Origin of the sequence: Lentzea terrae, assembly GCF_003265345.1 — a bacterium.
Classification (GTDB): Bacteria; Actinomycetota; Actinomycetes; order Mycobacteriales; family Pseudonocardiaceae; genus Lentzea; species Lentzea terrae.
In genome coordinates, this window is record NZ_QFWW01000007.1 from 354,849 (window position 1) to 366,573 (window position 11,725).

The window sequence follows — 11,725 nt, forward strand, 5'->3', positions numbered from 1 at the left end:
TCACTGGACCGCGTCCGACACGCTCAGCGAGTGCTTGATACCGCAACCGGGTGACAAAGAGCGGGACAAAGAGTGGTTTTCGACTGTTATCTGCCCGATACCAAACATTGACCGGTGATCTAGTTCACCACTGGATTCGACCCGTTCGAGTGAACTTGTGAACCGACGCGCCCGAGAAGTTCGACGGTTGCCGTTCGTGCCAAGCGAATCCACCGCACGCCGTACCCGATCGCGAGCCCGATGAGAGCGATCCCACCGCCGCGGAAGAACGCGATGTCGAACCAGGACTTGGAAACCACGACGTCGTGGTCCGCGGCGAGCACCTTGATCTCGACCTTGCGATCGGACGGCACCGAACGCACGGGCATGTCACCGTCGTGCTCGACACCGTCCACTGTGTACTCGCCGGAGCACTTGACCGTGCGCCCGCTGGTCCCGCAGTACGAGACCTCGGCAATGACCGAAACAGTGGGCTGCAGTGCCAGAACTGTTTGCTGCAAGCCGATTCCGCCGATGAATCCGGCGAACAGGACGAACAGGAACACCGGCAACGGACCACGCGTGTTGATGTCCCGCGCCACCGCCGCGAACCGCAACGAGCGCATCCCCGCGAACACCAGCCCTAGCACGATGGCGATGCCGGCCAGCGCCAACGTCAGCCCGCTCGGGTGTTCGTTCCGGACCGCACCGACCACGGCCGACACCAGGAACGCCGTCATCACCAGCACCATCGTCGCCGTGCTCACGCGGCGGAAGAACACGAGGTCCACGAACGTCATCGTGGCATCGCGGGCACCTGCCACGCGGAGAAACGGGTCATTCCGCGCACGGCGACCTGGCCCGGCATTGCTCGCAACGCGAAGTTCCGCACTGCCAGCGCAAGCGGCGACCGCACCTCGATCCCGAACTTCCCCGCCATCCGTGAGGCCTTCCAGACCGCCTGCGCGCGAGGCCTGCGCGCCGCGTCGTACCGGGCCGGGTCACCGTCGACCGCGGCCAGCGTCACGGCGTCCTCCAGCGCCATGCACGCCCCCTGCCCCATGTACGGCACCATCGCGTGCGCCGCGTCGCCGAGCAGCACCACCCGTCCCGACACGAACGTCGGCAGCAGCGGCAGCTCGTAGATGTCGTGCCGGAGGATGTCCGGCGTCGTCGCCATCAGCGTCGGGATCGGCTCGTGCCAGCCGGCGAACAGCTCCGCCGGATCCAGGTCGGCGTGCGCGGGCGCCACCGTCGAGACGTACCAGCAGACCCGGCCGTCCGCGAGCGGCAGGATCCCCGCCTCGCCGCCGGGACCGAGTGTCTGCGAGATCGGGAGATCGAACGGGCCCGGCGCCACCCCTCGCCACGCCGTGGCCCCGGCGTACACCGGTCCCGGCGCGTCGGGCAGCAGTTCCGCGCGCAGGCGGCTGTTGATGCCGTCCGCCGCCACCACGAGGTCTGCGTCCAGCTCCTGAACGCTCCGCACCTCGACGTTGTTGAAAAGGATCTCCGGCGGCAACGCGCGCAGCAGCACCCCGTGCAGATCGGCCCGGTGCATCGCGATGATCTTCTCCTGGCCGACCTCTGGCAAGTGGGCCAGCCAGCGCCCTTCGGACGCTTTGATGCCGCCCGACACGCGCGAGGTGCCCAGCCGCCGAGCCTCGTCCGCGACGCCCATCCACTCCAGCGCCCGCAGCGCGTTCGGCATCACGCCGATCCCGGCCCCGACCTCGCCGAACTCCGCGGCCCGCTCCAGCACCTGGACTTCCCAGCCCACCCGCCGCAACGACACCGCTGTCGCCAGCCCGCCGATGCCGCCGCCCACCACGATCGCCTTCATGCCCGCCTCCCCTTCTACATCTGTAGAAGACTCTACACCTGTAGACTACAGCTGTAGAGAGACTAGGAGCACAGTGCGCAAGGACCTGATCACCGATGCCGCGATCGACCTCGTCGCCGAACAGGGCATGCGCGGCCTCACCCACCGCGCGGTCGATCGCCGGGCCGGCCTGCCGGAGGGCTCGACCAGCGCGTACTTCCGCACGCGCAAGGCGTTGGTCGAGGGGTTCGTGGCGAGGCTCGCCGAGCAGGAGCAACGCGAGATCGTGCTCGACCCCGCCGACCTCGCGGGCGGCATCGCGAAGACGATCGACGGGTGGCTCGTCGAACGGAACCGCACGCTCGCCAGGTACGCGGCGATGCTGGAGGCCACGCACCACCCCGAGCTCAGGACGATCATGGTCCACTCACCGCGCGAGCAGGCGACCGCGCTCGCCGAAGCCCTGGGCCACGCGGATCCGGAACGGGCGGGCGCGCACTTCACCGCGTTCATCGAGGGCCTGCTCTTCTACCGGCTGGTCGGCGGCGGCAGCACGAAGGGCCCGACGCCGGGCACCGAGGAAAGCCTGGCCGACCTGCGCGCCGCGGTCGAAAAGGCGTTGCGACCGTAGATACCGTGGGTCTCATGGGATTCGGGTACGGAGTCTTCTACCTCTGATTCAGGACGTGTGCCACCACGCAACACGTCCTGTTTTCGCGTACCCAAAAGAGGATCCGCATGCGCTCGCATGTCCATTTGACGACCCAAGACCTCACCAAGGGCTATGAGGCCGGGCCCGTCGTCGACGGCATCTCGCTGAAAGTCTCCGCAGGCCAACGACTCGGTATCATCGGCGAGAACGGCCGCGGCAAGACCACCCTCCTCCGGCTGCTCGCCGACGACCTGGCGCCAGATCAGGGAACTGTCACCCGGCACGGTTCGTTGAGCTTGGTACGACAGGAAATGCCGTTCCACGACGGCGAAACGGTGGGGGACCTGTTGTCCGAAGCGCTGCGCGAAAGCCGGGTCGCACTGTCCGAACTGGACAGTGCGGCGGAGCCGTTCGACGAGGCGCGTTACGAGAAAGCGCTGGCCCACGCCGAGGACATCGAGGCGTGGGACGCCGAACGCCGCGCCGACATCGCGTTGAAGGCACTGGACGCGGACCACGACCGTGCCACCGAACTCGAGCATCTCAGTGTGGGGCAACGCTATCGGGTCAGGCTCGCGTGCCTGCTCGCCGAACGCGCGGACGTCCTGCTGCTCGACGAACCGACCAACCACCTGGACGCGCGTGCGCTCGACTTCCTCACCGAACGCCTGCGGCAACACCACGGCGTCGTGGTGCTGGTGAGCCACGACCGCACGTTGCTGGACGAGGTCTGCACGCAGCTGCTCGACCTCGACCCGACCCCGGACGGCGAGGTGCACCTGCACGGCGGCGGCTATCGGGCGTTCAAGGAGGCGAAGCGCGCCGAACGGCAACGCTGGGAACAGCGGTTCGCCCAGGAGGAAGCCGAACACGACGAACTGGCCGAGAAGGTCGAACGCGCGCAGTCCCGGCTGCAGGACGCCTGGCGCCCGCCGAAGGGCGCGTTCAAGCACAAGCGCAGCACGCGGGCGGCGAACAAGATGCGCAACGTCGCACGCCGGCTGGAGGAGCTGGACGACCAACGGGTCGACGCTCCCCCGCCACCGTTGCGCTTCGCTCCGCCGGACCTGACCGCAGCCGGTGACCTGCTGCACGCGACCCCACTGGAAGTACCCGAAAGGCTGAACCTCACCGAGCCGATCTCGTTGAGCGCGGGCGAGAAGCTGCTGATCACCGGTCCGAACGGGGCCGGGAAGTCGACGTTGCTGAACGTCCTCGCGGGTCGCGTCACGCCTGCCACCGGCACGGTCCACCACGTCGGCCGAGTCGCACTGCTGGCCCAGGAGTCCGCGTTCGAGAACGAGGACGCCACCCCGGCCCAGCTCTGTTCGCGGGTGGAGGAACTCGGTCTGCTCGGAGGAAAAGACCTCGCGCGGCCGGTCTCCCGCCTGTCCACTGGACAGCGCAGGCGACTCGACCTGGCGATCCTGCTGAGCAGCGGACCGCACGTGCTGCTGCTCGACGAACCGACCAACCACCTGTCGATCGCGCTGGTCGACGAGCTGACCGAGGCGCTCCAGCACACGAAAGCCGCGGTGGCCGTCGCGACCCACGACCGGCAGATGCGGACAGATTTCGGTGCCTGGCGGGTTGTGACCCTCGATTCACCTTCACGGAGTCATGAAACTTCTGTAGCTTCGAAATAGGTCCTCTACCGAGCACTGGGAGGTGTGCGAGATGACCGAACTGATCTCCGCTGAGCTGCCGACCGAACGGCCGAACCCGTTCGACCCGCCCACCGAGGTCACCGAGATCCGCGAGCAGGCCCGCATCAGCAGGCTGAAGTTCGCCGACGGTCACCTCGGCTGGCTCGTCACCGGTCACCACCAGGTGCGGGAGATCCTGGGGAGCCCCAAGTTCAGCAACAATCCGGAGAAGCACCACCTGCTCGACCGGCGGTTCCAGGGCGACGTGCCCGAGGACAAGCGCAAGGCCGAGCCGGGCATGTTCCTCAGCCAGGACCCGCCGGACCACACGCGGCTGCGCAAGATGCTGCAGGGCCAGTTCACGGTCCGGCGGATGAACCAGCTGTCCGAGTGGATCGCCACGATCGTGGACGACCAGCTCGCGCACATGCGGTCGCTCGGCAACCGCGCGGACCTCGTCAAGGAGTTCGCACTGCCGGTGCCGTCCCTGGTGATCTGCGCGCTGCTCGGCGTCGACTACGACGAGCGGCACAGGTTCCAGGAGGACACGGCGAAGATGCTGAGCCTGGACAGCACGTTCAAGGAGGCCATGGACGCGATGGCGCGCATCCAGGACTTCATGCGCGAGCTGGTCGCCCGCAAGAAGGCGAACCCCGGCGGCGACGACATGATCAGCGACCTGCTCGCCACCGGCGAACCGACCGACGAGGAAGCGTCGAACATGGCGCTGCTCCTGCTGCTCGCCGGGCACGAGACGACGGCGAACATGCTGGGCATCGGCACGTTCACGCTCCTGCAGCACCCGGACCAGCTGAAGATCCTCAAGGACGAGCCCGAGGTCATCGACAACGCCGTCGAGGAGCTCATGCGCTACCTGTCGATCATCCACTTCGGACCGGTCCGCACCGCGGTCGAGGACGTGGAGATCGACGGGCACCTCATCAAGGCCGGCGACACCGTGCTGATCCACGTGCCGGCGGCCAACCGGGACCCGGAGAAGTTCACCGGCAACCCGGACGAGCTCGACCTGCGCCGGCCCGCGTCGGGGCACGTCGCGTTCGGGCACGGCATCCACCAGTGCCTGGGCCAGCAGCTCGCCCGCATCGAGATGCGGATCGGGTTCGCCAAGCTGTTCCAGGAGTTCCCCGACCTCAGGCTGGACGTGGAGCCGGAGGAGGTGCCGCTGCGCACCGACATGGGGATCTACGGAGTCCACTCGTTGCCAGTAGCGTGGTGAACATGAAGATTTCCGTCGACCAGTCGAAGTGCTGCGGTTCGGGCATGTGCGTGCTGACGGACCCGGACCTCTTCGACCAGAGCGAAGAAGACGGCACGGTGGTGCTTCTCGTGGAGCACCCCGACGCCGAGCACGAGGCCACCGCGAAGGAAGCGGCGAGCCTGTGCCCGGCGAGCGCGATCACGGTCAGTTGATCCGCACGAGGTAGCCGTTGGAGAGCAGCCAGGCGACATTCAGTGCCCCGTCGCCTGGCACCAACGCCCTGTCCAGCTTCTGCTGCAACCCACCGCCGGGCTGCTCGAACCACGGCGCGATCGGCCCCTCCCACACCGCGAACGCCTTCGTGACCTGGTAGGCGTGGTAGTTGCACCGGTACGCGGGGTCGAACGTGTAGAGGCTCTGCGGCGGAATCGCGCGCGACGCGTAGCGCGCCCCCTTGCGCGCCAGGAAGCCGCCGAACTCGCTGCCGAACCGGTCGAGCTTGGTGTTGGCCTGCAGCGTGGTCTGGTACTTGATCGGCTCGCCGTCGGGCTTGAGCCAGAACCCGTCCTGCGGCGGGTAGTTCCAGCCCGTGCCGTTCCAGTACTTGGCGAGGAACGCGTCCTTGTCGAGCTGCCCGAACCGCTTGTACCCGGCCACGAGCGGGCCGACGGGCTTCTGCCACGGCTTGGGCAACGTCTCGGGCCCGAGCCGGCTGTCACCTTGATAGGCGCCCGAGCACGCTTCCGCGGTGGCCTGGGCCGTTCCGGCATTGATGCCGAACAGGACGAGTGTCGCGGTCGCGAGGGCCGCCAGGATTCGTTTGCCTGCGAACATGCTTTGCATCCTGGCGCGTGGCACCGGTTTCCGCACTACCCTCATCCGCGTGAACCTCGCGCCTGGCTGGTATCCCGACAACGCCGACCCGCGCTTCGTGCGGTGGTGGGACGGCGCCCAGTGGACGCCCCACGTGCAGCCGCGCCAGCAGCAGACCGACGCGCACCACGTGGAAATGCAGATGGGCGGCACGGGCCAGGAGCGCGTGGCTCAGCAGGTCCAGCGCGCCGGTGCCCAAGGAGCCGGGTTCGGCGGCGGCACGTTGTTCACCGAGCCCGTCCTGGTCGTGAACCAGAAGGCGAAGCTCATCGAGATGTCGAACTCCTACGTCATCTACGACCAGCACGCCCGCCACATCGGCACCGTCGAACAGGTCGGCCAGTCCGGCGCCGCCAAAGCGTTGCGCGCCTTCACGAAGCTCGACTCGATGCTGGACGTGCGGCTGGAGATCCGGGACGTGCAGGGACATCCGCTGCTGCGCCTGGTGCGTCCGGCGACGATGTGGAAGTCGAAGGTGCTCGTCGAGCGCGGGGACGGCATGCCGATCGGTGAGATCGTGCAGGAGAACGTGTTCGGCAAGGTCCGGTTCGCCTACGTGTGCAACGGGATGAAGGTCGGTGGCATCTACGCCGAGAACTTCCGCGCGTGGAACTTCTCGCTGCGCGACCACACCGACACCGAGGTCGCGCGGATCACCAAGACGTGGCAGGGCTTTTCGAAGGCGATGTTCTCGACCGCGGACAACTACGTCGTGCAGTTCCACCGGCAGGTGCCGGACCCGTTGCTCAGCATGATCGTGGCGTCCGGCGTCACCGTCGACACGGTGCTGAGCCAGAACCAGGGCTAGCCCGCCTACGACGTGGCCAGGCGGAGCTCGTCGACCTCCGCCTGGAACCCGGCCGCCGTCAACGTCTCCTCCGCCTGCCGCCAGTGCTCCCGAGCCTCGTCCACCCGCCCGGCCCGCTCCAACGCGTTGCCGAACACCCGCAACGACCGCCCGAACTCCGGCGGCGAGTCCATCTCCCGAGCCGACTCCAGGGCCAGCGACGCCAGCCGCAGCGCCTCCTCTGGCGTGTCGGCCAGCCCGGATCTCAAGCGCCACACCCAGATCCGGCCCTGCCGGTCGTTGTGCTCCTCGAAGAACTCCCACGCCTGCCGCAGCTGCTCCTCGGCGAGCGGGAGCTGCCCGGACCGGATCAGCGTGTCGGCGAGGAACAGCCGCATGTTCGCCGCGAAGTCCGGGTCGCCGAGCTTCTGCGCCGCGGCCAGCGACGCCCGCAGGAACGCCGCCGACGTCTCCAGCTCACCGGTGAACTGGTGCAGCCGCCCCAGTTCCAGCGTCGCCATCAGCTCGCTCTGCTCGTCTCCCAGCTCACGTGCGATCCGCCGCGCCCGTTCCAGGTACTCCTGCGCCGCGGCCAGGCCACCGGCCCGCCGTTCGATGGCGCCCAGTGAGCACAGCACCTCGATCTCGCCGTGCGGGTTGCCCGACACCACGAACCGGGTCATGGCCTCGCGGTGTGCCACGAGCGCCTCCGCCTGGCGGCCGCTCCACTCGTGCATCCACCCCATGCCGTACCAGGCGTAGGCCTCGCCCCACGCGTCACCGGCGAGCGCGAAACCCTCCTGCGCGGCGGCGAAGTTGGCGGACGCCTCGGCGTACCTGTGCAGCCGGCCGCACAGGATTCCGCGTTGCTGGAACAGGATCGGCTTGCGTTCCGGCGGCGCGCAGGACAGGCCGAGCTCGTTGATCTGCTCCCAGTCGTCGAACCTGGCCCGCAGATCGCAGAACGCCGTCGACCGGATGGCCAGCTCGGCGGCCAGCGAGCCGAGGCCCAGTGCGGCGGCCTGGGTGATCACCGCGTGGATGTTCTGCCACTCGGCGTCGAACCAGTCGGCCGCGTCGCCGAGGTCGAACCGTGGCAGCGCAACGGGTTCCAGCCGGATCGCCTGGTGCGGCAGCTCGACGTCGGCACGCGTGGCCAGGTCCAGCCACTGCTCGAACAACGCCTTCAAAGCAACAGCGGGATCCTCGGAAGCCGCCTCCCGGCCGAACGCGCGCAGCAGGTCGTGCAGCCGGTAGCGCACCTGGCCCAGCGCGTCGCGGCCCGCGTAGTCGACCAGCCGCGCGTCGACCAGCGCCTCGACGTGGTCCTCTGCGTCGTCGAGGTCCAGGCCCAGCAGCGGTGACGCCATCCAGGCCGGGAAATCCGGCGTGTCGACCAAGGACAGCAACCGGAACGCGGTCCGGTGCGACTCGTCCAGCCCGTCGTAGGACAGGGCCAGCGAAGCACGCACGTCCAGGTCGCCCAGCGACAGTTCGTCGAACCGGCGCCGCTCGTCGGACAGCCGGCCCGCGAGCTTCGCGAGCTGCCAGTGCGGACGCGCCACCAACCGTGCGGCGGCCACCCGCAACGCCAGCGGCAACTGGCCGCAGTAGGTCACGATCTCCTGGGCCGCCACGGGTTCCGCGGCACACCGCGCCTCGCCGACCGCCGCACGCAGCAACGCCAGCGCGTCAGCCGAGGGCAGCACGTCCAGCGGCACGACGTGCGCGGCCTCCAGCCCGGCCAGCGCCGCCCGCGACGTCACCAGCGCCGCCCCGGAAGTGGTCCCCGGCAGCAACGGCCGCACCTGGGCCTCGTTGATCGCGTTGTCCAGCACGACCAGAATCCGCCGGTCCGACAACAGGTCCCGGTAGAGGTCCACCCGATCGTCCACAGAGGACGGAATGGCGCCGCCGGAGACGCCGAGGCCCCGCAGCAACCGGTCCAGCGCGGCAGCCGGTTCGACGGGCTTGTGCTCGCCCCCGCGCAGGTTCAGGTACAGCTGCCCGTCCGGGAACGCGTCCCGCACGACGTGCGCACAGTGGACGGCCAACGAAGTCTTTCCGACACCGCCGGGTCCGGTGATCGTCCAGGTCCCACCGGCGCGCAACCCGTTGGTCAGCCGCACGACCTCGTCAGCCCGTCCGGAGAAGTCACCGACCGCCGGCGGCAGCCACGAGGGCCCGGCCTGCACGGCGACCGGCGCGGACGACCCGGTCAGCACCTCCATGTGCAGCGCGCGGAGCTCGGCGTTCGGGTCGATCCCGAGCTCGTCGGCCAGCACGTCGCTGGCGCGGCGGAACACGTCCAAGGCCTGCGCCTGCTGCCCGGTCCGGTGCAGCGCCAGCATCAGCTGGTACCAGAAGCGTTCGCGCAGCGGGTGTTCGGCGACCAGCGACCGCAGCTCGTCGACGATCTGGTCGTGCCGGCCCAGCTGCAGCTCGGCGTCGTTGCGCCGCTCCAGCACCTCCCAGCGCTGCTCGTTGAGGCGCTGCACGTCGGTCTGTTCCATCCGCAGCGACGACACCTGGTCGAGCGCCGGGCCCCGCCACAACGCCGCGGCCTCGCCCAGCAGCCGGGCCTCGGTCTCCAGGTCGGGCGCGCGCCGAGCCTCTGCCCGCAGTCGCTGGAACGTCAGCAGGTCGAGCTGGTCGTCGTCGACGTGGATCGAGTAGCCGGTCGGCCAGGTGCGGACCAGCTGGCGGTCCGCGAGGTCGTCCAACGACTGGCGCAACCGCATGACGTACGTCTGCAGCGTCGCGCGCGCGGAACCGGACGGCTCCTCACCCCAGAGGTGTTCCATCAGCTCGTACGACGAGACCGGCGCGTTGGCCTTCATCAACAACGCGGCAAGCAGGACACGCTGTTTGGCCGAACGCAGCTCCACGACCCGGCCCGAGTCGATGACCTGCAACGATCCGAGAACCTTGAACCCCCACCGGCGCTGCATGTGCCGATCCTAACCAGCCGGTAACCCAAGGTGTCAGCGAAATGTCAGCGGGTAGCGTGATGCTTCTCGCCCATGAAGCGCACAACCTTCGTGGCCGCCGCCGCGTTGCTCCTGGGAGTGGCAACGGCCGGTCAGGCACAGGCGGAGAGCGCTCCCGGCTGCGGACCGGTGACGCAGATCGGCAGGACCGCCCACGTCGGCGACCACGGGCAGCAGTGGGCGTCGGTGAAGCAGTTCAAGGGCTGCGGCAAGAACTGGGCGTACGTCTACACCTGGTCGGACGTCCACAACGGCGGCGCTCCGTACACGCCGAAGCTCATCTCGATCGAGCAATGGGCGCACAAGGACGCGACTGAGCCGTACGGCCACCCCGGTCTGGAGAAGGGCCGCTACCGCCAGCAGGAACTGTGGTCCCGCGGCACCAACACCCTGAACGACTGCACCTCCGCGTACGTCGAGTGGTACTCCGGCGCCATGACCTACCGGGTGCGCACCGACATCCGCTGCTGATCACACCAGAACGCCGAGCGGCGCCAAGGCCCCCCAGCTAGGCGTCGTTCGGGCACTGGCACCGCCGGGACTCGAAGCCCAAACCTCTCCTCGAGCCCCGGCGGTGCCTTCCAGGAGTGCTGTGACCGTCGGCCTCCGCCGCGTCTTCCGGCGCTCAGCAGGGCGCCTCGCGGCCGTCTGAGCGTCGAAATACGGGGCGAAGGCCGACGGTCACAGCGCTCTGTTCAAGCCGCTCCCCGCGAGGACATGAACTCCCCGAGGCGCGTCGACAGCTCGTCCGCGGCCTCGTTGCCCCGCAACCGCTCCGCCTCCTGCTTCAACGGCCGCATCCGGTCCCGCGTGCGCGCCGAGCGGATGGGGCCGGACACCGCGATCGCCTGCTCCCCGATGTCCCGCGCGTGTTCGGCCTCGTTCTGCACCAGGTAGTTCACGGCCAGCGCGGCAAGCCGGAACGACTGGCTGCGCGACGCCTCCTCGCCACCGGAGGCGATGGCCCTGGTCAGCAACGGGATGGCGGACCGCGCGTACTTCACGTCGCACGTGCGCGCGAGTTCGGTGTGGACCATGCCGCCGATCGACACCAGGTCGGCCAGGTCGAAGAAACGTGCCCACGGCGGTGCGTCCTCGGCCTCAGCGCGTTGGAACTCCTCCTCCGCGCGTGCGAACTGGCGCAACGCCTGCCTTTCGGCACCCATCTTCGCGAACGCCCACGCCTCGTTGGCGTGCAGGATCGACACGGCCAATGTGGAGCCACTGGCCTGTGCGATGGGCAGACCGCGTTGAAAGGACGCCAACGCGTCCTCGGCGAGTTCGTAGTGCAGATGCACGCGGCCCATCCGGTAGTGGATGTTGGCCTCCAACGCGCTGTTGCCCGAGGCACGCGCGAGATCCATCGCACGGCCGAAGTGCAGATGCGCGGACTCCAGAAGTCCCATGTCGAACGACGCCCAGCCGGCCAGGTTGTGCAGGTCCGCGATGGCCACCTGGAGCCGTTGCAGCACGTGTCCGGACGAGCCGGCGTCGAGCAGCGGGTTCGCCCAGTTCAACAATGCGACGCAGGCATCCCGGCAGGCGCCTCCGCCGTATTCGTAGTCGAGTGCCCGCAAGGCACTCGTCAGCGTTTCCACGTGCCGCACGTCTGTTTTGTCCACGCGAGCTGGAAAAGCTTCGCCGTTGAACATAGCTGGTCCTCCTGACGTGCGCTGGACACCCGCTGCAAACAGGTACCCGTTACACACCGCCGGTACTCACCGCGCCGTCGCCACCATCCCGTTGTTCGGCCTGGT

11 protein-coding genes are annotated in these 11,725 nt (G+C 68.7%); 6 read left to right on the forward strand and 5 right to left on the reverse strand.

Translation table 11 applies throughout. From position 1 onward, the window contains the following. Positions 1-119: 119 nt before the first annotated feature. Positions 120-779 (reverse strand): hypothetical protein, encoded by a 660-nt coding sequence (locus DI276_RS13660; protein ID WP_157984695.1) that lies wholly within the window; start codon positions 777-779, stop codon positions 120-122. After that, complete coding sequence (locus DI276_RS13665; protein WP_112263669.1) at positions 776-1,822, reverse strand: FAD-dependent monooxygenase; 1,047 nt, start codon at positions 1,820-1,822, stop codon at positions 776-778. Before DI276_RS13665 ends, DI276_RS13660 begins: the two co-directional genes overlap by 4 nt. 73 nt (positions 1,823-1,895) lie before the next feature. On the opposite strand from DI276_RS13665, the gene DI276_RS13670 reads away from it, so the two are divergent. From DI276_RS13670 to DI276_RS13685, 4 genes are all read left to right on the forward strand, one after another. After that, positions 1,896-2,432: a TetR/AcrR family transcriptional regulator gene (locus tag DI276_RS13670; RefSeq protein ID WP_232836632.1), complete on the forward strand. Its 537-nt coding sequence runs from the start codon at positions 1,896-1,898 to the stop codon at positions 2,430-2,432. Between the two features lie 107 nt (positions 2,433-2,539). Beyond that, the gene (locus DI276_RS13675) at positions 2,540-4,099 is read left to right on the forward strand and encodes an ABC-F family ATP-binding cassette domain-containing protein (protein WP_112263671.1); all 1,560 of its coding nucleotides are present in this window, start codon (positions 2,540-2,542) and stop codon (positions 4,097-4,099) included. Positions 4,100-4,130: 31 nt separating this feature from the next. Further along, positions 4,131-5,336: a cytochrome P450 gene (locus tag DI276_RS13680; protein ID WP_112263672.1), complete on the forward strand. Its 1,206-nt coding sequence runs from the start codon at positions 4,131-4,133 to the stop codon at positions 5,334-5,336. 2 nt (positions 5,337-5,338) lie between these two features. Next, on the forward strand, positions 5,339-5,530 hold the full coding sequence (locus DI276_RS13685) for a ferredoxin (RefSeq protein ID WP_112263824.1): 192 nt from the start codon (positions 5,339-5,341) through the stop codon (positions 5,528-5,530). On the opposite strand, the gene DI276_RS13690 is transcribed toward DI276_RS13685, so the two are convergent. Continuing rightward, on the reverse strand, positions 5,523-6,152 hold the full coding sequence (locus DI276_RS13690) for a TNT domain-containing protein (RefSeq protein WP_198680618.1): 630 nt from the start codon (positions 6,150-6,152) through the stop codon (positions 5,523-5,525). The genes DI276_RS13685 and DI276_RS13690 overlap by 8 nt on opposite strands. A gap of 49 nt (positions 6,153-6,201) precedes the next feature. Here DI276_RS13690 and DI276_RS13695 point away from each other — a divergent pair, with 49 nt between their 5' ends. Next, positions 6,202-6,999, forward strand: coding sequence for a phospholipid scramblase-related protein (locus DI276_RS13695; protein WP_232836633.1), 798 nt, complete (start codon positions 6,202-6,204; stop codon positions 6,997-6,999). A gap of 5 nt (positions 7,000-7,004) precedes the next feature. On the opposite strand, the gene DI276_RS13700 is transcribed toward DI276_RS13695, so the two are convergent. Further along, positions 7,005-9,929, reverse strand: coding sequence for an AfsR/SARP family transcriptional regulator (locus DI276_RS13700; protein WP_112263674.1), 2,925 nt, complete (start codon positions 9,927-9,929; stop codon positions 7,005-7,007). Positions 9,930-10,001: 72 nt separating this feature from the next. Between DI276_RS13700 and DI276_RS13705 the strand changes: the two genes are divergently transcribed. Continuing rightward, a complete protein-coding gene (locus tag DI276_RS13705; RefSeq protein WP_112263675.1) occupies positions 10,002-10,439 on the forward strand; it encodes a hypothetical protein in 438 nt (145 codons plus the stop codon). 224 nt (positions 10,440-10,663) lie between these two features. Here DI276_RS13705 and DI276_RS13710 read toward each other — a convergent pair whose 3' ends face one another. Further along, positions 10,664-11,590: a hypothetical protein gene (locus DI276_RS13710; protein ID WP_157984696.1), complete on the reverse strand. Its 927-nt coding sequence runs from the start codon at positions 11,588-11,590 to the stop codon at positions 10,664-10,666. Between the last annotated feature and the right edge of the window lie 135 nt (positions 11,591-11,725).

What these genes read in the sequence shown, in the direction of transcription:
- DI276_RS13660 (WP_157984695.1), bottom strand. Translation starts at nt 779, where the DNA reads ATGACGTTCGTGGACCTCGTGTTCTTCCGCCGCGTGAGCACGGCGACG.
- DI276_RS13665 (WP_112263669.1), bottom strand. Translation starts at nt 1,822, where the DNA reads ATGAAGGCGATCGTGGTGGGCGGCGGCATCGGCGGGCTGGCGACAGCG.
- DI276_RS13675 (WP_112263671.1), top strand. Translation starts at nt 2,540, where the DNA reads ATGCGCTCGCATGTCCATTTGACGACCCAAGACCTCACCAAGGGCTAT.
- DI276_RS13680 (WP_112263672.1), top strand. Translation starts at nt 4,131, where the DNA reads ATGACCGAACTGATCTCCGCTGAGCTGCCGACCGAACGGCCGAACCCG.
- DI276_RS13685 (WP_112263824.1), top strand. Translation starts at nt 5,339, where the DNA reads ATGAAGATTTCCGTCGACCAGTCGAAGTGCTGCGGTTCGGGCATGTGC.
- DI276_RS13690 (WP_198680618.1), bottom strand. Translation starts at nt 6,152, where the DNA reads ATGTTCGCAGGCAAACGAATCCTGGCGGCCCTCGCGACCGCGACACTC.
- DI276_RS13700 (WP_112263674.1), bottom strand. Translation starts at nt 9,929, where the DNA reads ATGCAGCGCCGGTGGGGGTTCAAGGTTCTCGGATCGTTGCAGGTCATC.
- DI276_RS13705 (WP_112263675.1), top strand. Translation starts at nt 10,002, where the DNA reads ATGAAGCGCACAACCTTCGTGGCCGCCGCCGCGTTGCTCCTGGGAGTG.